Here is a 22,914-nt window from a genome sequence, read left to right as displayed (position 1 = left end):
AACGCGTGCCGCGCTCCGGAGGAAGTTCGTTCGAATGCGGATGCCTTGAAAAAGACCCGGTACATGCGGCGCAGGAGGAGCCGCCCCGCATGTACCGGCCAAGGTGAGGACGGTGTGCGCCGCCCCTTCAGCGCTGGCCCGCGCGGACTCGGGCCAGTGTGTGCCTGTAACGCGCCCAGACGTAGGCGTCCATGACCATGACGGCATAGACAAAAAAGCCGCCGGCATGGCGCCCGACGAATGAATGCTCGGGCGTCGTCATGTGCCAGCTGACGACGCCCAGGCTGAGCGCGAAGAACAGCATGATCCACGCCCGCACCAGCATGCCGTTCAGCACCTGCCCCATGCCAGGCAGCAGCAGCGCGGCAGCGAGCACGAAGAACGGATGCGGCGGGCGCGATGTTGTCGATGCGGTGGCGGATGTCATGCAGCCTTCTCCAGTTTCGTGACCTTCAGCGACGAAGCGATGCGCAGTGCGGCGTCGAGCAGCGGCTGCAACAGCTCCGGCTCGACGCGCGTCTCGTCCGGCAGCAGCGAGCGCAGCACCAAGTAATGCGCGCGCTGTACGCCACCGACGCGGAACACGATGCGCACGCCGCGCGGGCTCACCAGCAGTTCCTTGAACGAGGGCTCGTCGATCAGGCTGCCGGCGGCTTCGCGCAGCGCACCCAGCGGCGGCCGCCAGCCGGCCGGGCTCACCTTGGCGATCTGGTGAACCGGCCAGTCGGCGGGCAGATCGATGCGCTCGTCCATGCTGTCCGAGGCCGACCAGAACTCGATGTTCTGCGGCCGCATCAGCAGGTCGAAACGGCCGCCCACCGGCAGCGGCGTGCGCAGCGTCACCGACAGCCACAGCGAGGGCACCTTGCGGTAGCCGACGTGATCGAGCATGGCCTGCAGCTCGAACTGCGCACCGCCGTAGCGGCCGCTCAGGCGCGGGTACTCCGCCCCCGAATCGGCCACGCCGACGGCGTCGAACATGCCGGCACAATGGTCGAACACCGCCGCACGCTCGTCGCGGAACTGCCGCTGCGTGCGCCGCTGCCACCACGCGAACAGTCCGCCGCCGAGCAGCAGCGCCGCCATCGTCGCGACCGTCATCAGTAGCCCTTGGGACGCGGCCACGGCATCGTGAATTGTTCGCCGCGCTTCACGTAGGGATAGCGACGCACGACGAACCAGATCGACACCAGGATGTAGAAAGCCATGATGGACAGCAGCGAGGTGCCGTAGCCCAGATAGGTCGCGAAGTAGGTCGCCCCGCACAGCAGGCCGAGCACGATGCAAGGCAGCGGGTGGTAGGGATGCACGTAACCACGCTCGATCGACCCCAGCGGCCACAGCCGGCGGAAGCGCACGATGTTGAAGGACATGAAGGTGTAACCCAGCAGGCCCGACAGGATGGAGAAGGTGATCACCTGATCGAGCAGCCCGGTGAAGGCGAAGGACACGGCGATCGGGATCAGGAACAGGATGGCGCGGTAGGGCGTGCGGTAGCGCGGATGCACGGCACCGAACCAGTGCGGCATGTAGCGGTCGCGCGACATCGAGAACCAGGCGCGCGAGGCGTCGTTGATGCAGCCGTTGGCCGACGCGATGGCCGCGAACATGGTGCCGATGAACAGGATCACCTCCAGCTCGACATTGCCGGTCAGTCGCGCGGCGTCGTAAAGCGGCGTCGTCGCCTGGCCCAGGTATTCCCACGGGATGAGGCCGGTGCAGATGTACCAGGTCAGCGAAGCCGCGATCAGCAGCGTCATCATGCCGCCCATCGTGCCGAGCGGAATCGAGCGGCCGGCCGAGCGCACTTCTTCCGCCGCCTGGCAGGTGCCTTCGATGCCGAGGTAGTACCACATGCCGAACTGCAGCGAGGCGAGCACGCCGATCCAGCCGTAGGGCAGATCGGTCAGCAGTTCGCTGTGGCGCAGCACGCTCTCGCCGCCGGCGATGCCGGTGGTGCTGAAGAACAGCACCAGGATGGCAAGCACTGCGAAGGCGGTGATGACGAAGTTCACCGTCAGCGTCATGAACACGCCGCGGTAGTTCAGCCAGGCGAGGAAGGCGATCGTCAGCACCACGAAGGGCTTGGGATCGAGCTCGGCGCCGTACTGCGCAGCCACCGCATGCAGCAGGTCACCGACCACCAGCGCGTCGGCCGCCTCCAGCATGGTGTAAGCCATCACCAGATAGAGGCCGACGTTGAAGGCCATCAAGGGCCCGATGATGTGCTTGGCCTGCGTGTACTGACCGCCGGCCGCCGCGACCGTTGAGGTCACCTCGGAATCGATCATCGCCACACAGGTATAGAGCAGACCGATCACCCAGCAGGCGATCAGCGCGCCGTAGGCGCCGCCCTTCGCCACCGAGAAGTTCCAGCCCATGTACTCGCCGACCAGCACGATCCCGACGCCCAGTGCCCATACGTGCACCGGGCCCAACACTTTCAGCAGTGAAATCTTCTCCTGCTTCCCTGCCGCTGCAGTTGCAGTTCCCATCTTGTTCTCCCGTCTTCACGCACGCCGTTGTGCGTGGTTCGAACCACCGATCACTCGTCGCCTTCGCGCGAGCTGAGCAGGAAGTCTTCGCCGTAGGTGGTGCTGACGAAGCGCGCATCGACCAGCATCCAGCCGATCAGCACGATCGAAATGCCCCAGGCCGCGTATTCCAGTGCCGTCCAGAAATCCATGACTCAGTCCTCCTTGCCGGCGCGCGGGCCGAAGCGCTCGTTGATGACTTCGCGGTACTCGCGGTCGGACACCTTGAGCACGAAGAAGAAGTAGATGGCGATCACGGCGACGGTGATGCCCAGCGACCAGGGTTCGATCTCGTAGCTGAACTTCTTGCTGACGATGGGCTCGGCCGTTTCGGCGTCGAAGCCGAGCTTCTGCCATTGCGCGGCCATCGTTTCGTTCTGCTTCATCGCTTCCCAGGTGGCGACAGGCTTGTAGGCCGGCGCTTCCGATTCGGCGGCGGTGCCGCCGAGCAGCAGCGGTGCGAGCAGGCTCAGATAGACCAGCGCCAGCACGACCATGGCATCGACGAACTGACCGAAGCCCTTCTGCACAGGGGGTTTGTAGGCGTTGCGGGACATGTGCGCACTCCTCAGCCGATGTCGACGTGAGCCGGGCGCAGTGCGGCCTTGCGGGCACGGGCGCGGTGTTCGTCGAGGTGGTGGATGTCGATGCCGTAGATGTGTTCGCGGTCTTCGGCGTAATGACGAAGCATGGCGATCACCGATGCCGTGTTGAACAGCAGTACGAGCGAGCCAGCCACGGTCAGCACGATGCCGACGGGCGAGCCGAGGAAGCCGTGTGGTACGGCGAGGTACACATAGCCCAGCGCAAGCCACAGTCCGAGCAGGGCGCCCAGAGACATGGCCTTGTCCCGACCGAACATGCTGTTGATGCGGCGTTCGAGCGCGGGACTTACGGGGTGTTTGCTTTTGCTTTGATCCATCTTGCTCTCCTCCTTTATGGGTGCATTTTTTGATGGGATGAAATCGTCAGCAGCAGATGTGGAACGTCGGATGTGCGGTGGTGGGATCTCCTCGGGAAAGTGTCTGTAGGTGTTGCGTTGTTCAGGCCTGGGACTTCGAAAAAAGCTGGATCACGGCGACCCCGCTCACGATAAGGGCGATGCCCGCGAGCGCTGCCGTATCGAGTCGCTGGCCGAATGCGATGAGGCCGATTATTGATATCGCGACGATGCCGACGCCCGACCACACCGCGTAGGCGATGCCAATCGGTATGGTCTTCAGCGACAGCGACATCAGCGAAAACGCGATGACGTAACCGACGACCGTGAACGCCAGAGGCAGCGGACGTGACAGGCCCTCGACCTGCTTGAGCGCACTCGTCGCGATCACTTCCGCAACGATGGCGCCCAGCAGGAAGAGCCAGCCGGTCACGTCCGCAGACTCCTCATGGCGGCGTGGATCAGTAGCCGTTGTGACCCGGGATCCAGCTGGTGCCTGCCAGCGGGATGCGCGCCATGGCGGCGGCTTCCAGCGTCAGGGCGACCAGATCTTCGCGCTCCAGGTGATGCACGTTCTGCTTGCCGCAGGCACGAGCGATCGTGGTCAGTTCCATGTTCAGCGTCTTCAGGTAGTTCTTGACGCGACGGGCACCGACATCCGGCTGCAGGCGCTGTTCGAGCACCGAATCCTGCGTGGTCACGCCGACCGGGCACTTGCCGGTGTGGCAGTGGTGGCAGAAGCCGGGCGTGGTGCCGAGCGCGTCGTAACCTTCCAGCGCCGACATGTGCTGACCGTTCTGGATATAGGTTTCCGAGTTACAGCCGAGCGCGTACAGGATGCCCTGGCCGATCGCGACCGCATCGGCGCCCATGGCCAGCGCCTTGGCGACGTCGGCGCCGCTGCGGATGCCGCCGGATACGATGAGCTGCACTTCGCCCTTCATGTTCAGGTCTTCCAGCGCATCGACCGCCTGGCGGACTGCAGCCAGCGTCGGGATGCCGATGTGCTCGATGTAGCAGGTCTGGGTGGCTGCGGTGCCGCCCTGCATGCCATCGACCACCACCACGTCGGCGCCGGCATGGACAGCCAGCTTGACGTCGTTGAAGGTACGGGTGGCACCGACCTTCACGTAGATCGGCTTTTCCCAGTCGGTCAGTTCGCGCAGTTCCTGGATCTTGATCGCCAGATCGTCCGGACCGGTCCAGTCCGGGTGACGGCAGGCCGAGCGCTGGTCGACGCCTTGCGGCAGCGTGCGCATCTTGGCCACGCGCGGGTTCACCTTCTGGCCCAGCAGCATGCCGCCGCCGCCCGGCTTGGCGCCCTGGCCGATCACCACTTCGATGGCGTCGGCGCGACGCACGTCGTCCGGGTTGAAGCCGTAGCGCGACGGCAGGCACTGATACACCAGCGTCTTCGACGAGTTGCGCTCTTCCGGCGTCATGCCGCCGTCACCGGTGGTCGTGGTGGTGCCCATCTCGGTGGCGGCACGGCCCAGCGATTCCTTCACGTTGGCCGACAGCGCGCCGAAGCTCATGCCGGCGACGGTGATCGGGATGTCCAGCTCGAGCGGCTTCTTGGCGAAGCGGGTGCCGAGAATGGTCTTGGTGACGCACTTCTCGCGATAGCCTTCGAGCGGGTAGCGCGACAGCGAACCTGCGAGGAAGACCAGGTCGTCGAAATGCGGCAGCTTGCGCTTGGCGCCCATGCCGCGGATTTCGTACAGGCCGTGCGCCGCGGCGTTCTGGATGTAGTCGATGACGCTGCGGTCGAAGCTGGCGGACTCCTCGCGGGAGACGCGCTTGAACGATACGGGTTTGATGTCCATGTTGAGTCCTTGATGTATCCGTGTCTGCACCGGAGGAAGCACCGGGTCGTCCCTGGCTTCCTCGCCGCCCCTCGGGGCCCGGAGCGGCGTCGCCGCTCCGTGTGGGTCAATACTCCTGGTTCGCGTCGGCGTTCCAGTGGTACAGGGAACGCGCGGAAGCGATGCGCTTGAAGCTCTTCGGGTCGTGCTCGAGACCGGCCTTGGACAGCAGCTCGGCCAGCGTCGCGTAGTCGGCGTCGGTCATGTCCTCGAAACGTGCATCGGCACCGAGCGACTTGACGTTGCCGCGCAGGTAGATGACCGCTTCGTACAGCGAGTCGCCGAGCGCGTCGCCGGCGTCGCCACAGATGACCATGTGGCCGGCCTGGGCCATGAAGCCGGAGAAGCTGCCGACGCTGCCGCCGACGACGATGTCGCCGCCCTTCAGCGAAATGCCGCAGCGCAGGCCGGCGTCACCGTCGATCACCAGCAGACCGCCGTGGGCGGTGGCGCCAGCGCCGTTCGAGGCGAAACCCTTCACATGCACTGTGCCGCTCATCATGTTCTCGGCCACGCCGGTGCCGGCGCTGCCGTGGATGACGACGCGGGCGTGCTTGTTCATGCCGGCGGCGTAGTAACCCGCATGGCCATGCACCTCGACCGTGACCGGCTGGTTCAGGCCGACTGCGATGTTGTGCGCGCCGTCCGGGTTCAGCACCGAAATGTGGCGCTTGTCACCCTCCTCAAGACCCTTGTGCAGGAAGGTGTTCATCTCGGTCAGCGACGAGCTGGCGAGATCAAAGGTCATGCGTTCCATACGTACATCTCCTCGGGCGCGGGTTCGAACACGTTGGCGTGCTTGACGCCAGGCAGGTGGGCCAGCGAACGGAACTCCGACGCGATCGCGACGTAGTCGTCGGTTTCGGCCACAACAGCGGGCTTGCAGGCGAAGGGGTCGCGGATCAGCGCGAGCTTGTCCGGCGTACCCATCAGGAAGGTGAAGAAGCCGTCCAGTTCGTCGAAACCCTTCTGCAGCGCGACTTCCAGGTCGTCGCCTTCACGCAGACGCCATTCGAGGAAGCGGCAGGCCGCTTCGGTGTCGTTGTCGGTTTCGAAGTGGATGCCGGCCGGCGTGAGCTTGCGGCGGATCGAGTTCGGGTTCGACAGCGAACCGTTGTGCACCAGGCAGAAGTCTTCGCCGGCGGTGAAGGGGTGTGCGCGATCCGGCGTCACCGCCGACTCGGTTGCCATGCGGGTGTGGCCCACCAGGTGCGAACCCTTCATCGACTTGAAGTCGTAGCGGTCGGCCACCTGCGCCGGCGTGCCGATGTCCTTGTACAGGTCGATGGTGCGACCGGTGCTCAGGATGTGCAGCTTCGGATGGTTCTCGCGCAGCCAGCGCTTGACCAGTTCCGGCGACACGGCGAAGGACAGCACCGCGTGGTTGTGCTTGACGTCGATGTGCGCGTCGACATCGAGGTGTTCCTTCAGCGCATGCGTCAGGCCGTGCCAGTTGAAGTCCGCACCGTCGTCGGTGAGGCCCGAGTACAGGCTCAGCTTGCGCGAGTTCTCAGCCAGCGTGTCGCCGAACACGGCCAGACCCGCCGAGTCCGGACCACGCTCGGTCATGCCGATCAGCATGGGCACCATCAGTTCGCCCAGGCGTTCCTTCAATGCCGGTGTCTTGACCAGCAAACCCACGATTCCACACATAACAGTTCTCCGGGGATGATCAGAAGAATTCGAGGTAGCTGCTCACTTCCCAATCGGAAACGTGACGCATGTACTCGACCCACTCCATATGCTTGAGGCGCAGGAACTCATCGACGACCGGACCGAGTGCGGCACGGATCACTTCGTCCTTCTCGAGCGCCACCAGCGCCTCATGCAGGTTCTGCGGCAGTACGCGGATGCCGGCCGCATCGAGCTGGGCCTGGCTGTAGTCGTACAGGTTGTCGTTGTTCGGCGCGCCCGGATCGAGCTCGTTGTTCACCCCGTCCATGCCGGCGGCGATGACCGCGGCCGTCGCGAGGTAAGCGTTGCAGGAAGCGTCCGGCAGGCGCAGTTCCAGGCGACCGCCCGGGCTGCGGATCATGCCGCTGCGGTTGTTGCCGCCGTAGCAGATGTAGGCCGGTGCCCAGGTGGCGCCGGTCAGCGAGCGACCGACCACCAGGCGCTTGTACGAGTTGACCGTCGGGCAGCACAGCGCAGCCAGTGCCGGCGCATGCTTGAGCAGGCCGGCGGCCCAGTGGTAGGCGAGCTTGGACAGGGCGAGGCCGTTCTTGTCCGACTTGTCCTCGAACAGGTTGCGCTTGCCGTCACCGATGCTCATGTGCATGTGCAGGCCGTTGCCCGGGCGGTTCGAGAACGGCTTGGGCATGAAGGAGCAGATCAGGCCCAGTTCGGCGGCGATCTCGGCGGCACCCATCTTGAAGAAGGTGTAGTGGTCGCAGGAGGTCAGCGCGTCGGTGAAGGTGTAGTTGATCTCGAACTGGCCGTTCGCGTCTTCGTGGTCGATCTGATAGACGTCGATGCCGACCGCGCGCAGCGATTCGGACAGGCGCTCAAGGAATGCGCGGGCGCGCGACAGGCCCTTGTAGTCGTAACAGGGCTTGGACAGCGTGTCGCCCGGGTCGGCCGGCAGGATCTTGCCTTCGACCTTGCGCAGCAGCGAGAACTCCGGCTCCATGCCGGTGAAGAAGGTCCAGCCGCGTGCGGTGATCTGCTCCAGCTGCTTCTTCAGCACGACGCGGGTGTCGTACTCGTGCGGCTTGCCATGGGTGTGACCGTCACAGGCGATGCGGGCATAGCCCGGCTGCCAGGGCACCAGCGACAGCGTCGACGCGTCGCCGACGGCCATGTAGTCGGCGTCGACATTGGGCGTCATGCCCATGCCCCAGATCGCGAAACCGGCGAAGCCGGCGCCATCCGTGACCACGGTTTTGTAGTGCTCGGCCGGAACCGACTTCGTCTTGGCCGAACCGTGGATATCCACGAACTGCGCGAGGATGTACTTGACCTCGTTTTCCTTCAGGAACTGCTGTGCTTCGCTGGGTGACATCACATTCCCTCCCTGTCCAAACGGCTCTGATCCCACTGATTTGCGTCAGCTTCGATGACGCGCTCTTTGCTTGTTATTGCTGTGCAATCCGCCCGAGTGCATCGAGGCCGACCGCTCCACCTCCGAGATCCGCAGCCACCTCGACCAGCGTGGCCCACAGATAGCCGCCGTAGGTGCCGTCGCACCACAGGCGGAAATACGTGCCGTCGGCGCCGTCGAGCGCGATCGCGGTGACGCCGACGCCGACCATCGAGGTCATCACCAGCGGCTGCGCGCTCGGCGACAGGCTGGCGAAATCGAAGGCGCAGGTCTGGCGGGTCAGTTCGATCGCGTTGCGGCCGGTAATCACCAGCGCGGCGTCGTAGCGCGGCACCGGATAGACGCCAGCGCTCGGCGCGGTGGCGAGCATCGTGGCGGCGCGACTGCCGCCGGCGACGTCCTCGACCAGGAACTCGGTATTGCCCATGCGCAGCACCAGCGTGCCGTCATCGAGGCGCAGATAGCTGTTCGGCCGTTCCGGCGTGGCGATGCCGAGCGCGTTGAGCCAGGCGGCGGCGCCCGGTCCCTTGACGCCGGCACGGCGGCGGAACGACAGGTCGCCGATACCGGCCAGCGGCACACGTGCTGCGTCGGCCGAACCGTAGGCGGCGACGCTCTGCATCGTCTCGACCTGGGTCCACTTCGCCGCGTGCGGCGCCTGTTCGTCGAACAGCGGACTGATGCGAGTAGGGGCGAAGGGGGCGTTCATTCGATTTCCTTCTGGCGTTCGTCTTTCGGGTCGAAGAAGGGCGTGCTGCAGACCTCGGCCGCGACCATGCTGCCGTCGGTGATGCGGATCGAGAACGGCGTACCCGGCTCGGTCATGCTGGGCAGCACGAAGGCCAGACCGATGTAGCGACCGACGTGCGGGCTCCACGAAATGCTGGTCACGCGGCCGGCGATGTCACCGTTCTCGATGATCAGGTGGCATTCCTTGGGCACTTCGCCGCTGTAGTTGTCGGCCAGGCGGAAGCCGACCAGCTTGCGCTTGAGCGGCATCTTCTTGACGATCTGCAGCGAGCGCTTGCCGGTGAAGAAAGGCTTGTCGAGCTTGACCGCCCAGTCCATGCCGACCTCGAACGGGTTGGTCAGGCCGTCGGTGTCCTGGCTCACGATCAGATGGCCCTTTTCCAGGCGCAGCAGACGCTGGGCCTCGACACCGAAGGGACCGATGCCGGCGCCTTCACCCGCCTTCATCAGCGCGTCCCACAGCGTCGGGCCGTATTCGGCCGGCACGTGGATTTCATAGCCCCATTCGCCGACGAAACCGACGCGCATCATGCGTACCGGGATGCCGGCGACGGTTCCGCTGCGCACCGCCAGATACGGGAAGGCGGCAGACGACAGGTCCATGTCGGTCAGCTGCGCCAGCACCTTGCGCGAGGCCGGGCCGGCGAGGTTCATCGCCGAGTACGAGCCGGTCAGGTTGATCAGGCCGCAGTCCAGCTTCCACTCGATGTTCAGGCGCGACAGTTCGCGATAGACGGTGGCCGCACCCGAGCTGGTGGTCGTGAAGTAGAAGACGTCTTCGGCGATGCGCGCCACCACGCCTTCGTCGCTCAGCACGCCGGACTCGTCGCACATGACGGCGTAGCGCGTGGCGCCCACCTTCATGTTGTCGTAGCGGCCGGTGTAGCAGCGGTTCAGGAACTCGGCCGCCTGCGGACCACGGATTTCCAGCTTGCCCAGCGTGCCGACGTCGATCAGCGCGACGGCGGTGCGCACGCGGCGCGCTTCTTCACGGATACAGTCGATGCGCGACTTGCCCTCGACCGCGTAATACTCCGGACGCTCCCACGCGCCGGCCTGCATGAACACCGCACCGAGCGCGGCGTGACGGCCGTGCAGCGGCGAGTGACGCTGCGGGCTGAAGCCGCGACCGGCCAGATGCGACAGCGGCACCGGGTGGAAGAACGGGCGCGCGGTCGTGGTGCCGACCTGCTGCGGCGACTTGCCGGTCAGGCGCGCCAGGATGCGCAGCGCCGTCATGTTCGAATGCTTGCCCTGGCTCGGGCCCATGCCGACAGTCGAGAAGCGCTTCAGCAGCTCGATGTTGTCGTAGCCTTCCTGCACCGCGTTCTCGAAATCCTTCACCTGCAGATCCTCGTCGAAATCGACGAAGTTCTTGCCGTCCGGATGGGCGACGATGGGCCATGCGTGCGACGGCGATTCGGTTTCGGGCGGCACATCGACCTGGGCAGCGCTGCCGTGACCGGCGTGCGCGGCGGCGGCCAGGCCGGCGCGCTGTCCGTCGGCGATGCGCGATTCCAGCTTGAACACGCCATTGACGCGACCACAGGCGAACACGCCTTCCGGCAGCTGGTCCGGCACGAACTGCTGCAGCAGTTCGTCGAAGCGCATCTTGGTGCCGGCCTGGTACAGCAGGTTGGCAGCCGGCGCCCAGCCGGTGCTCATGGCCAGACCATCACAGGCGATGCGACGCTGCGAACCCGACACCACGCGGCCCGAGCCGTCGATGCGGCAGGCGGTAATGCCGGCCAGTTCGCCCTTGCCGTCGGCGTGCGCCTCATAGACGGCGTGGCCAGCGAGGATTTCGACACCCTTGGCGCGCAGTGCGTCAGCCTGTGCCGACGGCGGCACGCTGGCACGCATGTCGAGCACGGCGGCAACGCTGGCGCCCGCAGCGATCAGGTCGAGCGCGACGCGGTAGCCGTCGGCGTTGGCCGCCAGCACGACGGCATTGCCCGCCGGCTTCACCGCGTAGCGGTAGATCAGGCGCTGCATCGCCGAGCCGTTCATGACGCCCGGCAGGTCGTTGTTGCGGAACACCGCCGGCTGTTCGAAGGCACCACTTGCGACGATGACGGCCTTGGCGCGCATCTTCGTCATCTTGTCGGCGTCGATCAGCGGCACCCACTGGTCGGCGTAGTAGGCACCGGCGTAGGTGCCCTCGAGCAGACGGATGTTGGCGTGCGCCTTCACCTTGTCGAGCAGTGAGCGGGTGTGCTGACGGCGGACGGCATCGCCGCCGAGCTGATAGAGGCCACTGCCACCGGCGCGAGCGTTCTCGTCACAGATCACGACGCGGGCGCCGGCATCGGCGGCCGACAGCGCGGCCGACAGACCGGACGGACCGGCGCCGATCACCAGCACGTCGCAGAAGTCGTAGCGCTTGGCGGTGCGGATGTGCGGCGTCGAGAAGTCGACTACGCCGAGGCCGGTGATGCGGCGGAACACGCGCTCCCACATCGGGAACAGGCGCTTGTTGTGGAAGGCCTTGTAGTAGAAGCCGACCGGCAGGAAGCGGGCGAACATGCCGAGGTGACGCGCGCGGTCATTGGCCAGACCGCCGAAGGTGTTCACCGCGGTCAGGTCCATGCCCTCGCGCACGGCGACCACGTCGCCGCGGGTGTTCAGCTTCTGGCCGTCCTGCACCATCACGTTCACGTCGTGGTTGGCCGCGGACAGGATGCCGCGCACGCGGTGGTACTTGAAGCTGCGGCCCTGGGTGCGCTGACCGGCCGCCCACAGCGCGCTGGCGATGCTGTCGCCAGCGACGGCTTCAAAGGCGCGACCTTCAAAACGGAACCGGACAGTGCGGCTGCGATCGAGCCACTCGTCGGGCATTGCGGGCAGGCGCATCACTTGTCTTCTCCATGCAGATAGGTGCGCAGCACCTTGTCCTTTTCGGTATCGCGCTCGGCGATGAACCAGGTGTTCGACGGCGTGTGGCACCACCATTCCTTCTTCACGCCAGGTGCGCCGTTGCGGTTGAACACGTAGTCGGCCCACTCTTCATCGGTGCAGGTGTCGGCGTCGGGTGCCGGGCGGATTTCGCCCCAGTACGCGAACTCCGAAATCGGACGCGTGCCGTTCATCGGACAGGTCATCAGTTTCATGTCGTCGTCTCCGCTCTCTGTTCGGCGCTCAGTGACCCACGCTCGCCGCACCCTTCTCGCCGGTCAGCGAGTAGTTGCGGAAGCGGTCGAGCGAGAAGCCGGTGATCAGCTCGTGCGGCTTGTCATTGACGGCGGTCCAGGCCATGGTCTTGCCACAGACCGGCGTCGCCTTGAAGCCCCAGGTACCCCAGCCGGAATCGAGATAGAAGCCTTCGACCGGAGTCAGACCCATGATGGGCGCGAAGTCCGGCGTCATGTCGGCCATGCCGGCCCACTGGCGCACCACCTTGGAATGGGACAGGAAGGGGAACATGTCGAGCAGGTGAGCGGCGAGGCCTTCCGGGAAGTCCAGCGTCGAGCGCGTCGATTGCACTTCGTACGGATCGAGCGAGGCGCCCATCACCAGTTCGCCGCGGGCGCTCTGGCTGACATAGATGTGCAGGCTGCCGGACACCAGGATGGTGTCGAGCCAGGGCTTCATCGGCTCGCTCACCATGGCCTGCAGCGGATGCACGAAGATCGGCGTCTTGAAGCCCACCATGTCGGTGATGCGCGGCGTGAAGCCGGCGACCGCACAGATGACCTTGTTGGTCGAGATGAAACCCTTGGTGGTGTGTACTCCGACCACCTTGCCGCCCTTGACCTCGATGCCGGTGACTGCGGTCTGCTGGTGGATTTCCGCACCGCGCATGTCGGCGCCGCGGCCGTAACCCCAGGCCACCGCGTCGTGGCGGGCCACGGCCCCCGGCGCGTGGTACAGCGCGCCCTGGATCGGCGCATGACCGCCACAGGACAGGTCGATCTGCGGGGTCTGGCGCTTCACCTCTTCCGGGCCGACCACTTCGGACGCGATGCCGTAGTGCTTGTTCACCTCGGCGCGCCAGCGCATCGTGCGCATCGCGGAGTCGGTGTGGGCCAGCGTGAAGTGGCCGCGCGTCGAGTAGAAGAGGTTGAGATCGAACTCGGTCGACAGGTCCTGCCACAGCTGGACCGACTTGTCGTAGAACTTGACGCCTTCGGGCGTCAGGTAGTTCGAGCGGATGATGGTGGTGTTGCGGCCGGTGTTGCCGCCACCGATATAGCCCTTTTCGAGTACCGCCACGTTGGTGATGCCGTGATCACGGGCGAGGTAGTAGGCGCTGGAGAGGCCGTGGCCACCCCCGCCGATGATCACCACGTCGTACGAGGGCTTGAGCTTGTCGTGAGCCGTAAACATCCGGGGTTCCGGATGGGACTTCGACAGACCGAATCGCAATAGGCGCCAGGGCATGTGCTTTCCTGTAGTCCAGACTGAAAGGGTGTCGCTTCTGCTGCAATGCAGCGTGTTTCGGGTGAAGCAACTTTTTTTCGAATCATGAACCTTTTTGTACCCAAGTCAACTTAAATTCTTCTTATGAAACCCCGCGTGTAAGATAACGGTCACAAGGGACAGGTAGAGGCCCAGTCTGGAGGCGGAAAAGCAATGAGTACACAAGACGGCGTCATGGAAGGGGAGCTGGAGCGCTACCTCGGAAACACCATCCGGGAGCTGCGCCGGGCGCACGGCCTGACGATTGCCGATATTTCGGAGCGCGCCGACATCAGCCGCGGCATGCTGTCGCGCATCGAGAACGGTCAGACCGCCACCAGTCTCGACGCGCTGTCACGCATCGCGCGCGCGCTTGGCGTGTCGCTGTCTGCGCTGTTCAAGAACTACGAGACGGAGGGCGGCGGCGCGCAGCTGATCAAGGCCGGCGAGAGCATGGAAGTGGCCCGCCGCGGCACGCGCAGCGGTCACACCTACCACCTGCTGTCCTATCACCAGGGCCCGACCAAGCTGTTCGAGCCCTTCCTGATCACGATCGAGCAGGAAAGCGAAACCTTCCCGGTGTTCGAACACCCGGGCACGGAGTTCATCTACATGCTGGAAGGCCGCATCGAGTACCGCCACGGCAAGACGGTGTACGACCTGCAGCCGGGCGACGCGCTCACCTTTGACGGCAACGTGCCGCACGGCCCGGAAAAGCTGACCCAGGTGCCCATCCGCTTCCTGTCGATCACGATCTACCCGGAAGCGGGGCATGAGTAAGCGGGTAGGGGCTGGGGGCTAGGGGTCAGGGGCTGGTGCGGCCCCCGACGCCTTGAAGCCCTGACCTCAGACGGCGACTTCTCGTGAAGTGATGGTGTAGCTGAAACCGGCGGGGTCGAGGCTGTCCAGGCGGCCGGCAGCGGTTTCGCCCTGCGGATACATCAGGAAGGGCACGGCGGCGCCGTTCGACCCCGGCAGTGCGATGTCGTGAGCGACGTTGTAGGCCAGCCAGTTCATTTCCCACGCGCCGAACAGTTTCTTGCGCGCAGCAACGACGACATCGTCCTTCAGCGTCAGCCCCGGACGCTCTTCCAGCACCACCTTGCGCACGTCGGCCGGATCGACCGGTACCCATCCGTAACCGGCCAGCCACACCTCGGCGCGGCAGTGCTGCGCCTTCGTGATGTCGCCGCTCTTGCCCAGGCTCTTGTAGCCGAACTTCGAATCGGCCACGCGGATGCCATAGACATCGCGCGCCGGCAGCCCCACCGAGCGGGCAAGGCCGACGAACAAGGCATTCAGGTCGGCGCACTTGCCCGACAGGTTGCCGCTCTCCAGCATGCTGCGGATGTCGCCCAGTCCACAGCCGCGCGTCTTCGGATTGCGCTCGGTGTTGTCGCAGATCCACTCGTACAGCGCACGGGCACGGTCGGTATCGGTCTTTGCGCCGCGTGTCGCCTTCTGCGCGGTGTCGAGCACGATGCCGTCGGTCGGCAGCAGTTCGGTCGGCTGCGTGAACAGGCGCCGCTCGGCCGCGTCGAGCGGCGGTACCGCGCTCGGCGCAGCGAAATCGATCGCGCGGTCGCGGGTGGCGAAGCGGCTGACCACCTCGATCTCCGGCGCGGCCTGCCCGGCGCTCCACTGCGCGACCAGCATGCGTGCGCCATAGACCGTGTCCTCGGCCACACCGGCGCGCGCGGCGTTGCCGCTCCATTCGTTGCCCAGCGTGCGGATCCAGTCGTCGTTGTTCAGCGACGGCAGCGGAATCCACACCGTTACCGCCTGATCGCTGGCCACCGGCGTCACCCGGGTCACCACCTCGTAGGTGCGCCAGCCACTCGCTGGCGACGGATCGAAGCCGGCCGGGGCGGCGCGCAGTGCGCCGGGCAGTGAGGCCGACAGGCCGGCCAGCGCACTGGCGTGAATGAAACGACGACGATCCATGGACATTCTCCAGACGAAATTCAATCAGCGCATCAGGCGCTGCAGCTGTTCGCGCACCGCCGTTGCGTTCCAGTCGACAACGCCCTGCGCACGCGCCACCACGCGATGCCGGCCATCGAGCACCACGGTGTAGGGCAGCAGGCGCACACCCCACGCCTTGCTGATGCGCTGCTCGCGGTCGAACAGCAGCGGCAGTGCGACACCGGCCTGATCGAGGAAGCGGCGGGCATCGGCGTCGCGGTCGGCGACGGCAATGGTCAGCACCACGACCCCCCTGTCCGCGAGCGCCTGCAGCGCCGGCATTTCCTCGCGACAGGGTTCGCACCACGACGCCCAGAAATTCACCAGCACCGGACGACCGGCGTATGACGCGAGCCGCGTGGCAAGGTTCGCGTCGCCGCTCTGCGGCAATGCCGTCGGCTCGACCGGCGTCAAGGCGGCCGCACAGAACTGCGCCGAGCACAGCGCCAGCAGGCAGGCCGTCAGACGGCCGGCACGCAGAACGGACGGAAACATGTGCGCACGAAGGATGAGTCGAAGCGCGCAGTGTAGTGGCAGCCGGTACTCATTTCATCCGTTCGCCCCGTACGGCCACTGTCACGCCGCTGTCACCACCCCGTCACCGGCCTGCATTGGGCCGCGATGACACTGTCCATATGCGTCGCGACGATCCCCGCACCGACATCGCCTTCACCGTCGAACGCCTGCAGGCGGCGGACGAGGCATTGCGCATTGCCGTCGTGACCGAGACCTGGCCGCCCGAGGTCAATGGCGTGGCGATGAGTCTGAAGCGCATGGTGGACGGCCTGCTTGCGCGCGGCCACCGGGTGCAGCTGATCCGGCCGAAGCAGCACGCGACCGACGCGCCACTGCGCGACGGCCCGCTGCGCGAGGTGCTGGCGCGCGGCGTACCGATTCCGAAGTACGGCAGCCTGCGCGTCGGCCTGCCGGCCAAGCAGAAGCTCGCCCGGCTATGGACGCTGGAGCGTCCCGACCTGGTGCATCTCGTCACCGAAGGCCCGCTCGGCTGGTCAGCGATGGCGGCGGCGCGCAAGCTCAAGCTGCCGGTGACCAGCGACTTCCGCACCAATTTCGACGCCTACAGTGCGCACTACGGCATCCGCTGGCTGAAACGGCCGATCGCCGCCTACCTGCGCCGCTTCCACAACCTCGGTCACGCCACCTTCGTACCGACGCAGGCGCTGCAGGCGCAGCTGACCGACTGCGGCTACCGCAATATCGAAGTCGTGTCGCGCGGCGTCGATACCGCGCTGTTCTCGCCGTCGCGTCGCAGCAAGGCGCTGCGCGCAGCCTGGGGGGTCGGCGCGGACGATCTGGTGATCGCCTTCGTCAGCCGCCTGGCCCCGGAGAAGAACCTCGACCTGGTCGCCCGTGCGTTCGAGGCGCTGCGCCGCGAGCGGCCGGACGCACGCATGCTGTGGGTCGGCGACGGACCGGCGCGCGAAACGCTGGCGCAGCAGTATCCGCACCACCTGTTCGCCGGCATGCGCAGCGGCGAGGATCTGGCCACTCACTACGCCAGCGCCGACCTGTTCCTGTTCGGCAGCCTGACCGAAACCTTCGGCAACGTGTTGACCGAAGCGCTGGCCAGCGGCCTGCCGGTGGTGAGCTACGCCCAGGCGGCCGCGGCCGAACTGATAGAACCCGGCCGCAATGGCCTGCTGGCGCCGCCGGGCGACGAAGCGACCTTCATCGAACAGACCTTGCGCGCCGGCCGCGACGATGCGCTGCGCGCCGCGATGGCGACCGGTGCGCGACGCAGCGTCGAGCAGCTGGACTGGAACAGCGTGGCGGACACCTTCGCCCGCCGGCTGCGCAACGCCGTCAGCAGCGCGGAAACCCTGCGCCGGGCACGCGACGACGCGTTCTGAAGGCCTGCCGGTGCCGCTCCAGGCGCCGTATACTCGCGGTTTTCCCGCTACCGGCACGCCCTCCATGTCCGTCCTCATCTGCGGCTCCATCGCCTACGACAACATCATGGTCTTTCCGGACCGCTTCAAGCACCACATCCTGCCGGACCAGATCCACATCCTGAACGTGTCCTTCCTGGTGCCGGACATGCGGCGCGAGTTCGGCGGCTGCGCCGGCAACATCGCCTACAACCTGAAGCTGCTGGGCGGCGAACCGCTGATGATGGCCACCGTCGGTCAGGACGCCGGCCCCTATTTCGAGCGCTTCGCGGCGCTCGGCATCCCGGTCACCCACGTGCGCCGCGTCGATGACGCCTTCACCGCGCAGTGCTTCATCACCACCGACCTCGACGACAACCAGATCACCGCCTTCCATCCGGGCGCGATGAGCTTTTCTCACGAGAACCGGGTCGGCGACGCACAGGGCGTGAAACTGGGCATCGTCGCCCCCGACGGCCGCGACGGCATGCTGACGCACGCGCAGCAGTTCGCCGACGCCGGCATCCCCTTCGTGTTCGATCCGGGTCAGGGCATGCCGATGTTCAACGGCGACGACCTGCTGCACTTCCTCGAACTGGCGACCTGGTGCACGGTCAATGACTACGAGGCGCGCATGCTGTGCGACCGCACCGGTCTCAGCGAAGCGCAGATCGCCGAGCGCGTCGACGCGCTGATCGTCACCCGCGGCGGCGAAGGTTCGCGCGTCTATCACGGCGGCACGGTGACCGAGGTGGCCTGCGTACCCGCTGACGCGCTGCTCGACCCGACCGGCTGCGGCGACGCCTACCGTGGCGGCCTGCTGTACGGCCTGTCGCGCGGCGCCGACGTCGTGTCGTCGGCCCGCCTGGCCTCGGTGATGGGGGCGATCAAGATCGCCAGCCGCGGCGGCCAGAACCACGCGCCGACGCGCACCGAGATCGAGCGCCGCTTCCGCGCCACCTTCGGCAGTGCGCTCGATTTCTGACCCGGAGCACGGAAACAACTGCTCACGATTGCAGCATCGCCGGTTCATTGCCGGCGCGTTAAATGAGGTGGTTTGCCGGCATCGTGCCGGCAGCGATCCGACGGAGAGATGAAATGAATCGCTTGGCGCTTGCCGCGCTGATGACCGCCGGCCTGGTGCTGGCCGGCTGCCAGTCCAGCCTGTCCGGTGACACCTATTCGCGCGATCAGGCGCGGCGCGAAATGTCGGTACGCATGGGTACGGTCGAGGCCGTGCGCGCGGTCACCATCGAAGGCACCAAGTCACACGTCGGCACCGCCAGCGGTGCCGCCATCGGCGGCCTGGCCGGTGGACGCGGTTCGACCGCAGGCGCCATCGCCGGCGCAGTGGTCGGCGGCGTCGCCGGTGCATTGATCGAGGAAGGCGCGACCCGCCGCTCCGGTCAGGAAATCACGATACGTCTGGACAGCGGCAACGTGATCGCCGTGGTGCAGGAAGGCGACGAGAAGTTCAACCCGGGCGACCGCGTGAAACTGGTCGGCTCCAGCGGCAATACGCGGGTCAGCCGTTACTGATGTCGGTCTGCGTGTGCGGCAGCGGCCGCGCGGCGGGCGCCTGCTGCGCGCGCCTCCATGCCGGCGAGCCGGCACCGACGCCGGAAGCGCTGATGCGCTCGCGCTACAGCGCCTTCGTGCTCGATCTGCGGGACTACCTGCTGGCGACCTGGCACCCGACGACGCGTCCCCCCGCACTGCCGCCGCCTGAGCCGGGCCTGAAATGGCTCGGGCTGGAGGTGAAGCGCAGCGCGCTGCAGGACGCCGATCACGGCACGGTCGAATTCGTCGCCCGCAGCAAGCTGGGCGGACGGGCGCACCGCCTGCACGAAAACAGCCGTTTCGTGAGGGAGGACGGGCGCTGGTACTACGTCGATGGCGATTTCACGGGCTGAGCGCGACCGCCGGGCGCAGATTCGATGTTCAGGGGCCCGCGCGTCCGATGATGACGGCGCGGTCGCGGTCAAAAGGCCATCCGCGCAGGATGCGACTCAGTAGTCGTCGTCGTTCGCGACTTCGTCCTCTTCATCTTCCTCGTACTCGTCGTCCGCCTCTTCGGCGACGCGGGCTTCGAGGAAGGCCTTGAAATCGTCCGGGTCACAGAACTCGTCGATGAAATCGGCGAGTACGCTGACCACCATGTCGGGGTCCCAGTCGCACTGGTCGGCGGCGTCGTGGATCAGCTTTTCGGTGCTCATTGTCTTTCTCCCGAAGGAACACTGACGAGGGTGAGAACGGCTTTTGCAGCCTAGCACAGCCTCATTGCTTCGCCACCGTATCGGCGTTCTGGCCGAACAGCAGCTTGCGCGACTGCTCGTCCACGACCGGCTTGTCGCTGACCTGGGCGCCGCGCTCGTAGGCGCGCACGGTGGCGGTGCGGGCACGTATCGATTCGAACCAGCGCTTCAGGTGCGGAAAATCGTCCAGATCCATCTGCTGGCGCTTGTGCGGCACCACCCACGGGTAGCTCGCCATGTCGGCGATCGTGTAGTCGTCGCCAGCGATGAAGGCGCGGTCCGCCAGATGCTTGTTCAGCACGCCATACAGTCGGCCGGTTTCGTCGACATAGCGCTTGATCGCGTAGGCGATCGCCTCCGGCGCGTACTGGACGAAGTGGTGGTTCTGCCCGGCCATCGGCCCGAGACCGCCGACCTGCCAGAACAGCCATTCGAGCGCCTGCACCCGGGCACGCAGATCGGACGGCAGGAACTTTCCCGTCTTTTCAGCGAGATACAGCAGGATGGCGCCCGACTCGAACACCGACAGCGGCGCCCCGCCGTCGGCCGGCGCGTGATCGACGATGGCGGGCATGCGATTGTTCGGCGAGATGGCCAGGAATTCGGGGCGGAACTGCTCGCCGGCGCCGATATTGACCGGAACGATGCGGTGCTCGACGTTCGCTTCTTCGAGGAACATCAATACCTTGTAACCGTTCGGGGTCGGCCAGAAATGAAGATCGATCACGATGCGCTGCCTCGGAATGAATGCCGTCGCGTCCAGCCTACCCTGCCGCCGCGGTTTCTGTCTGCCCGAGCTGTAAGCCGCCGTGTCGGATGGCGCACCGCCGCCACGTACAATGTCGCTTTCTCGCAACTGCCTCGCCCATGCTCCAGCACGCCATCATCCCGGTCACCCCGTTCGCCCAGAACTGCACCCTGCTGTGGTGCGACGAAACGATGAAGGGCGCCGTCGTCGACCCGGGCGGGGATCTCGACCGCGTGCTGGCCGAGGTGAAGCGCCACGGCATCACGCTGGAAAAGATTCTGATCACCCACGGCCACCTCGATCACGCCGGCGCGACACAGGACCTGGCGGAACAGTTCGAGCTGCCGATCGAAGGCCCGCATCCGGACGACAAGTTCTGGATAGACGGCTTCCCGGTGCAGGCGCAGATGTTCGGTTTCCCGCCCTGTCGCCCCTTCGTGCCGACCCGCTGGCTGGCCGACGGCGACACCGTGACCGTGGGCAAGGTGACGCTGGACGTGGTGCACTGTCCTGGCCACACGCCGGGCCACGTGGTGTTCGTCGACCGCGCCGGCCGTCTGGCCCAGGTCGGCGACGTGCTGTTCGCCGGCTCGATCGGCCGCACCGACTTTCCGCGCGGAAACCACGGCGACCTGATCCGTTCCATCCGCGACAAACTGTTCCCGCTCGGTGACGACATCCGCTTCATCCCCGGCCACGGCCCGATGTCCACCTTCGGCGAGGAACGCAAGTACAACCCCTACGTGGGCGGAAACCACTGATATGCAACTCGAACGCATCCTGCAGAGCCAGGGCTTCGGCACCCGCCGCGAATGCCGCGCGCTGGTGCGCCTCGAACGCGTCACCGTCGGCGGTGGAATGATCGACGACCCCTTCGTCGAACTCGATCCCGAAGGCCTGGAATTCACCGTGAACGGCCAGCCGTGGCGCTATCACGAGAAGGCCTACGTGATGCTGCACAAGCCGGCCGGCTACGAGTGCTCGCAGAAGCCCAAGCACCACCCGGCGGTGTTCACGCTGCTGCCCTCGCCGCTGGTGGTGCGCGCGGTGCAATGCGTCGGCCGGCTCGACGAGGACACCACCGGTCTCTTGCTGCTGACCGACGACGGCCAGTTCATCCACAAGCTCACCTCGCCCAAGCACGGCGTGCTGAAGCGCTATGTCGCGACCACCAAGCACCCGGTCGACGACGCCCAGCTCGCCGCGCTGCGCGGCGGCGTCGAACTGAATGACGCGCCCGGAATATCGGTGGCCGCGCACGCGGTCGAACAGATCGATGCGAACCACCTGTCGATCACGATAGGCGAAGGCAAGTATCACCAGGTCAAGCGCATGGTGGCCGCCGCCGGCAACCGCTGCGAGGCGCTGCACCGGGTCGCCGTGGGCAGGCTGGAACTGCCGGCCGATCTGGCACCCGGCGAGTGGCGCTGGATCGATCCATCGGAGGTGTGAGCGCATGGCCATACAGACCGATTCCCTGCCCAGCGGCCCGCGCATCGTGTCGGCCGCGCCGGCCAGCCCGCAGGAGGACGCGCTGGAGCGCGCGCTGCGGCCAAAGCGGCTCGACGAATACATCGGCCAGCAGAAGATCCGCGACCAGCTCGACATTTTCGTCGCCGCCGCCCGCGGTCGCAGCGAGCCGCTGGACCACGTGCTGCTGTTCGGCCCGCCGGGCCTGGGCAAGACCACGCTGGCCCACATCGTTGCCGCGGAAATGGGCGTCAATCTGCGCCAGACCTCGGGCCCGGTACTGGAGCGCGCCGGCGACCTGGCGGCGATACTGAGCAACCTCGAACCGAACGACGTGCTGTTCATCGACGAAATCCACCGCCTGAGCCCGGTGGTGGAGGAAATCCTCTACCCGGCGCTGGAGGATTTCCAGATCGACATCATGATCGGCGAAGGCCCGGCGGCGCGCTCGATCAAGCTCGACCTGCCGCCGTTCACGCTGGTCGGCGCCACCACGCGCGCCGGCATGCTCACCAACCCGCTGCGCGACCGTTTCGGCATCGTCGCCCGGCTGGAATTCTATTCGGCCGACGAGCTGGCGCTCATCGTGCGCCGCTCGGCGCGCCTGCTCGACTGCGCGATCGACGACGCCGGCAGCCTCGAAATCGCCCGTCGCTCGCGCGGCACGCCGCGCATCGCCAACCGCCTGCTGCGCCGCTGCCGCGACTACGCGCAGGTAAAAGCCGACGGCACCATCACGCGCGAAGTGGCCGATGCCGCACTGCTCATGCTGGACGTGGACAGCGTCGGACTGGACCTGATGGACCGCAAGCTGCTTGAAGCGGTGATCGACAAGTTCGATGGCGGCCCGGTCGGCGTGGACAACCTCGCCGCCGCCATCGGCGAATCGCGCGACACCATCGAGGACGTGCTGGAGCCCTATCTGATCCAGCAGGGCTATCTGCAGCGCACGCCACGCGGCCGCATCGCGACGGCGGCGATCTATCGCCACTTCGGGTTCAACGCACCCGGCCCCGCGGTCGCCTCGCTGTGGGACGAACGACCGGAGGGCTGACCGCCG

Annotated in this window: 27 protein-coding genes; 8 read left to right on the top strand and 19 right to left on the bottom strand. The window is 66.3% G+C overall.

Annotated elements, in window-relative coordinates; genetic code table 11:
* Window positions 1-127: 127 nt before the first annotated feature.
* The 15 genes from WDZ97_RS17520 to WDZ97_RS17450 form a co-directional block, all read right to left on the bottom strand.
* Window positions 128-427, bottom strand: a complete 300-nt coding sequence (locus tag WDZ97_RS17520; protein ID WP_425763606.1) for a hypothetical protein — start codon at window positions 425-427, stop codon at window positions 128-130.
* Complete coding sequence (locus tag WDZ97_RS17515) at window positions 424-1,101, bottom strand: hypothetical protein (RefSeq protein ID WP_425763605.1); 678 nt, start codon at window positions 1,099-1,101, stop codon at window positions 424-426. The genes WDZ97_RS17520 and WDZ97_RS17515 overlap by 4 nt, the downstream gene beginning before the upstream one ends.
* Window positions 1,101-2,495, bottom strand: a complete 1,395-nt coding sequence (locus WDZ97_RS17510; RefSeq protein WP_024300674.1) for an APC family permease — start codon at window positions 2,493-2,495, stop codon at window positions 1,101-1,103. Before WDZ97_RS17510 ends, WDZ97_RS17515 begins: the two co-directional genes overlap by 1 nt.
* A gap of 50 nt (window positions 2,496-2,545) precedes the next feature.
* Complete coding sequence (locus tag WDZ97_RS17505) at window positions 2,546-2,686, bottom strand: hypothetical protein (RefSeq protein WP_020163145.1); 141 nt, start codon at window positions 2,684-2,686, stop codon at window positions 2,546-2,548.
* Between the two features lie 3 nt (window positions 2,687-2,689).
* The gene (locus WDZ97_RS17500) at window positions 2,690-3,091 is read right to left on the bottom strand and encodes a hypothetical protein (RefSeq protein WP_425763604.1); all 402 of its coding nucleotides are present in this window, start codon (window positions 3,089-3,091) and stop codon (window positions 2,690-2,692) included.
* Between the two features lie 11 nt (window positions 3,092-3,102).
* On the bottom strand, window positions 3,103-3,456 hold the full coding sequence (locus WDZ97_RS17495; protein WP_020163143.1) for a hypothetical protein: 354 nt from the start codon (window positions 3,454-3,456) through the stop codon (window positions 3,103-3,105).
* Between the two features lie 121 nt (window positions 3,457-3,577).
* Window positions 3,578-3,907, bottom strand: a complete 330-nt coding sequence (locus WDZ97_RS17490) for a DMT family transporter (protein WP_020163142.1) — start codon at window positions 3,905-3,907, stop codon at window positions 3,578-3,580.
* A 28-nt stretch (window positions 3,908-3,935) separates the two neighbouring features.
* Window positions 3,936-5,300, bottom strand: coding sequence for an FMN-binding glutamate synthase family protein (locus WDZ97_RS17485; RefSeq protein ID WP_019915620.1), 1,365 nt, complete (start codon window positions 5,298-5,300; stop codon window positions 3,936-3,938).
* Window positions 5,301-5,406: 106 nt separating this feature from the next.
* Window positions 5,407-6,096, bottom strand: coding sequence for a protein glxC (locus tag WDZ97_RS17480; RefSeq protein WP_019915621.1), 690 nt, complete (start codon window positions 6,094-6,096; stop codon window positions 5,407-5,409).
* Window positions 6,084-6,992 (bottom strand): class II glutamine amidotransferase, encoded by a 909-nt coding sequence (locus tag WDZ97_RS17475; RefSeq protein ID WP_020163141.1) that lies wholly within the window; start codon window positions 6,990-6,992, stop codon window positions 6,084-6,086. The genes WDZ97_RS17480 and WDZ97_RS17475 overlap by 13 nt, the downstream gene beginning before the upstream one ends.
* A 19-nt stretch (window positions 6,993-7,011) precedes the next feature.
* Window positions 7,012-8,340, bottom strand: a complete 1,329-nt coding sequence (glnT, locus tag WDZ97_RS17470; protein WP_425763603.1) for a type III glutamate--ammonia ligase — start codon at window positions 8,338-8,340, stop codon at window positions 7,012-7,014.
* A 73-nt stretch (window positions 8,341-8,413) separates the two neighbouring features.
* Entirely contained in the window at window positions 8,414-9,088 is a 675-nt protein-coding gene (locus tag WDZ97_RS17465) for a methylglutamate dehydrogenase (RefSeq protein WP_425763602.1), read from the bottom strand.
* Entirely contained in the window at window positions 9,085-11,982 is a 2,898-nt protein-coding gene (locus WDZ97_RS17460; RefSeq protein WP_425763601.1) for a 2Fe-2S iron-sulfur cluster-binding protein, read from the bottom strand. Before WDZ97_RS17460 ends, WDZ97_RS17465 begins: the two co-directional genes overlap by 4 nt.
* Window positions 11,982-12,239, bottom strand: a complete 258-nt coding sequence (locus WDZ97_RS17455) for a sarcosine oxidase subunit delta (RefSeq protein WP_425763600.1) — start codon at window positions 12,237-12,239, stop codon at window positions 11,982-11,984. Before WDZ97_RS17455 ends, WDZ97_RS17460 begins: the two co-directional genes overlap by 1 nt.
* Window positions 12,240-12,267: 28 nt before the next feature.
* A complete protein-coding gene (locus WDZ97_RS17450) occupies window positions 12,268-13,509 on the bottom strand; it encodes an FAD-dependent oxidoreductase (RefSeq protein WP_024300675.1) in 1,242 nt (413 codons plus the stop codon).
* 213 nt (window positions 13,510-13,722) lie between these two features.
* Here WDZ97_RS17450 and WDZ97_RS17445 point away from each other — a divergent pair, with 213 nt between their 5' ends.
* Window positions 13,723-14,307 carry a helix-turn-helix domain-containing protein gene (locus tag WDZ97_RS17445; RefSeq protein WP_020163136.1) on the top strand — a complete coding sequence of 195 codons (585 nt, stop codon included), beginning with the start codon at window positions 13,723-13,725 and terminating at the stop codon, window positions 14,305-14,307.
* 66 nt (window positions 14,308-14,373) lie between these two features.
* Here WDZ97_RS17445 and WDZ97_RS17440 read toward each other — a convergent pair whose 3' ends face one another.
* Complete coding sequence (locus WDZ97_RS17440; protein WP_425763599.1) at window positions 14,374-15,471, bottom strand: transglutaminase-like domain-containing protein; 1,098 nt, start codon at window positions 15,469-15,471, stop codon at window positions 14,374-14,376.
* A 24-nt stretch (window positions 15,472-15,495) separates the two neighbouring features.
* On the bottom strand, window positions 15,496-15,987 hold the full coding sequence (locus WDZ97_RS17435) for a TlpA family protein disulfide reductase (RefSeq protein WP_425763598.1): 492 nt from the start codon (window positions 15,985-15,987) through the stop codon (window positions 15,496-15,498).
* A gap of 140 nt (window positions 15,988-16,127) precedes the next feature.
* On the opposite strand from WDZ97_RS17435, the gene WDZ97_RS17430 reads away from it, so the two are divergent.
* The 4 genes from WDZ97_RS17430 (at window position 16,128) to WDZ97_RS17415 (ending at window position 19,294) form a co-directional block, all read left to right on the top strand.
* Window positions 16,128-17,363 (top strand): glycosyltransferase family 4 protein, encoded by a 1,236-nt coding sequence (locus WDZ97_RS17430; RefSeq protein ID WP_425763597.1) that lies wholly within the window; start codon window positions 16,128-16,130, stop codon window positions 17,361-17,363.
* Between the two features lie 64 nt (window positions 17,364-17,427).
* Window positions 17,428-18,366, top strand: coding sequence for a carbohydrate kinase family protein (locus tag WDZ97_RS17425; RefSeq protein WP_425763596.1), 939 nt, complete (start codon window positions 17,428-17,430; stop codon window positions 18,364-18,366).
* Window positions 18,367-18,479: 113 nt separating this feature from the next.
* Window positions 18,480-18,920, top strand: coding sequence for a hypothetical protein (locus WDZ97_RS17420; RefSeq protein ID WP_425763595.1), 441 nt, complete (start codon window positions 18,480-18,482; stop codon window positions 18,918-18,920).
* Window positions 18,920-19,294, top strand: a complete 375-nt coding sequence (locus tag WDZ97_RS17415) for a YchJ family protein (protein ID WP_425763594.1) — start codon at window positions 18,920-18,922, stop codon at window positions 19,292-19,294. The genes WDZ97_RS17420 and WDZ97_RS17415 overlap by 1 nt, the downstream gene beginning before the upstream one ends.
* A 96-nt stretch (window positions 19,295-19,390) precedes the next feature.
* Here the strand turns inward: WDZ97_RS17415 and WDZ97_RS17410 are convergent, their stop codons facing one another.
* Both WDZ97_RS17410 and WDZ97_RS17405 read right to left on the bottom strand, forming a co-directional pair.
* Window positions 19,391-19,597, bottom strand: a complete 207-nt coding sequence (locus WDZ97_RS17410; RefSeq protein WP_019915645.1) for a hypothetical protein — start codon at window positions 19,595-19,597, stop codon at window positions 19,391-19,393.
* 61 nt (window positions 19,598-19,658) lie between these two features.
* Complete coding sequence (locus WDZ97_RS17405; protein ID WP_425763593.1) at window positions 19,659-20,363, bottom strand: glutathione binding-like protein; 705 nt, start codon at window positions 20,361-20,363, stop codon at window positions 19,659-19,661.
* Window positions 20,364-20,503: 140 nt separating this feature from the next.
* Between WDZ97_RS17405 and WDZ97_RS17400 the strand changes: the two genes are divergently transcribed.
* From WDZ97_RS17400 to ruvB, 3 genes are read left to right on the top strand one after another with little or no spacing between them, the layout of a single operon-like run.
* Window positions 20,504-21,145: an MBL fold metallo-hydrolase gene (locus WDZ97_RS17400; protein WP_425763592.1), complete on the top strand. Its 642-nt coding sequence runs from the start codon at window positions 20,504-20,506 to the stop codon at window positions 21,143-21,145.
* 1 nt (window position 21,146) lies between these two features.
* Entirely contained in the window at window positions 21,147-21,836 is a 690-nt protein-coding gene (locus WDZ97_RS17395; RefSeq protein WP_425763591.1) for a pseudouridine synthase, read from the top strand.
* A gap of 4 nt (window positions 21,837-21,840) precedes the next feature.
* Window positions 21,841-22,908 carry a Holliday junction branch migration DNA helicase RuvB gene (gene ruvB / locus WDZ97_RS17390; protein WP_425763590.1) on the top strand — a complete coding sequence of 356 codons (1,068 nt, stop codon included), beginning with the start codon at window positions 21,841-21,843 and terminating at the stop codon, window positions 22,906-22,908.
* The last annotated feature ends 6 nt before the right edge of the window (window positions 22,909-22,914 follow it).

The organism is Methyloversatilis sp. MC4-4 (genome assembly GCF_049843555.1).
Taxonomy (GTDB): domain Bacteria; phylum Pseudomonadota; class Gammaproteobacteria; order Burkholderiales; family Rhodocyclaceae; genus Methyloversatilis; species Methyloversatilis discipulorum_B.
The sequence above is the reverse complement of the archived record's forward strand: the minus strand, read 5'-3'. Positions and strand labels throughout refer to the sequence as shown.

Excerpts from the sequence above, each read along its gene's own strand:
- ruvB (WP_425763590.1), top strand. The coding sequence starts at position 21,841 with ATGGCCATACAGACCGATTCCCTGCCCAGCGGCCCGCGCATCGTGTCG.
- WDZ97_RS17480 (WP_019915621.1), bottom strand. The coding sequence starts at position 6,096 with ATGGAACGCATGACCTTTGATCTCGCCAGCTCGTCGCTGACCGAGATG.
- WDZ97_RS17435 (WP_425763598.1), bottom strand. The coding sequence starts at position 15,987 with ATGTTTCCGTCCGTTCTGCGTGCCGGCCGTCTGACGGCCTGCCTGCTG.
- WDZ97_RS17465 (WP_425763602.1), bottom strand. The coding sequence starts at position 9,088 with ATGAACGCCCCCTTCGCCCCTACTCGCATCAGTCCGCTGTTCGACGAA.
- WDZ97_RS17515 (WP_425763605.1), bottom strand. The coding sequence starts at position 1,101 with ATGACGGTCGCGACGATGGCGGCGCTGCTGCTCGGCGGCGGACTGTTC.
- WDZ97_RS17500 (WP_425763604.1), bottom strand. The coding sequence starts at position 3,091 with ATGTCCCGCAACGCCTACAAACCCCCTGTGCAGAAGGGCTTCGGTCAG.
- WDZ97_RS17495 (WP_020163143.1), bottom strand. The coding sequence starts at position 3,456 with ATGGATCAAAGCAAAAGCAAACACCCCGTAAGTCCCGCGCTCGAACGC.
- glnT (WP_425763603.1), bottom strand. The coding sequence starts at position 8,340 with ATGTCACCCAGCGAAGCACAGCAGTTCCTGAAGGAAAACGAGGTCAAG.
- WDZ97_RS17510 (WP_024300674.1), bottom strand. The coding sequence starts at position 2,495 with ATGGGAACTGCAACTGCAGCGGCAGGGAAGCAGGAGAAGATTTCACTG.
- WDZ97_RS17505 (WP_020163145.1), bottom strand. The coding sequence starts at position 2,686 with ATGGATTTCTGGACGGCACTGGAATACGCGGCCTGGGGCATTTCGATC.
- WDZ97_RS17455 (WP_425763600.1), bottom strand. The coding sequence starts at position 12,239 with ATGAAACTGATGACCTGTCCGATGAACGGCACGCGTCCGATTTCGGAG.
- WDZ97_RS17410 (WP_019915645.1), bottom strand. The coding sequence starts at position 19,597 with ATGAGCACCGAAAAGCTGATCCACGACGCCGCCGACCAGTGCGACTGG.
- WDZ97_RS17415 (WP_425763594.1), top strand. The coding sequence starts at position 18,920 with ATGTCGGTCTGCGTGTGCGGCAGCGGCCGCGCGGCGGGCGCCTGCTGC.
- WDZ97_RS17460 (WP_425763601.1), bottom strand. The coding sequence starts at position 11,982 with ATGCGCCTGCCCGCAATGCCCGACGAGTGGCTCGATCGCAGCCGCACT.
- WDZ97_RS17475 (WP_020163141.1), bottom strand. The coding sequence starts at position 6,992 with ATGTGTGGAATCGTGGGTTTGCTGGTCAAGACACCGGCATTGAAGGAA.
- WDZ97_RS17420 (WP_425763595.1), top strand. The coding sequence starts at position 18,480 with ATGAATCGCTTGGCGCTTGCCGCGCTGATGACCGCCGGCCTGGTGCTG.
- WDZ97_RS17485 (WP_019915620.1), bottom strand. The coding sequence starts at position 5,300 with ATGGACATCAAACCCGTATCGTTCAAGCGCGTCTCCCGCGAGGAGTCC.
- WDZ97_RS17395 (WP_425763591.1), top strand. The coding sequence starts at position 21,147 with ATGCAACTCGAACGCATCCTGCAGAGCCAGGGCTTCGGCACCCGCCGC.
- WDZ97_RS17450 (WP_024300675.1), bottom strand. The coding sequence starts at position 13,509 with ATGCCCTGGCGCCTATTGCGATTCGGTCTGTCGAAGTCCCATCCGGAA.
- WDZ97_RS17520 (WP_425763606.1), bottom strand. The coding sequence starts at position 427 with ATGACATCCGCCACCGCATCGACAACATCGCGCCCGCCGCATCCGTTC.
- WDZ97_RS17425 (WP_425763596.1), top strand. The coding sequence starts at position 17,428 with ATGTCCGTCCTCATCTGCGGCTCCATCGCCTACGACAACATCATGGTC.
- WDZ97_RS17430 (WP_425763597.1), top strand. The coding sequence starts at position 16,128 with ATGCGTCGCGACGATCCCCGCACCGACATCGCCTTCACCGTCGAACGC.
- WDZ97_RS17445 (WP_020163136.1), top strand. The coding sequence starts at position 13,723 with ATGGAAGGGGAGCTGGAGCGCTACCTCGGAAACACCATCCGGGAGCTG.
- WDZ97_RS17400 (WP_425763592.1), top strand. The coding sequence starts at position 20,504 with ATGCTCCAGCACGCCATCATCCCGGTCACCCCGTTCGCCCAGAACTGC.
- WDZ97_RS17440 (WP_425763599.1), bottom strand. The coding sequence starts at position 15,471 with ATGGATCGTCGTCGTTTCATTCACGCCAGTGCGCTGGCCGGCCTGTCG.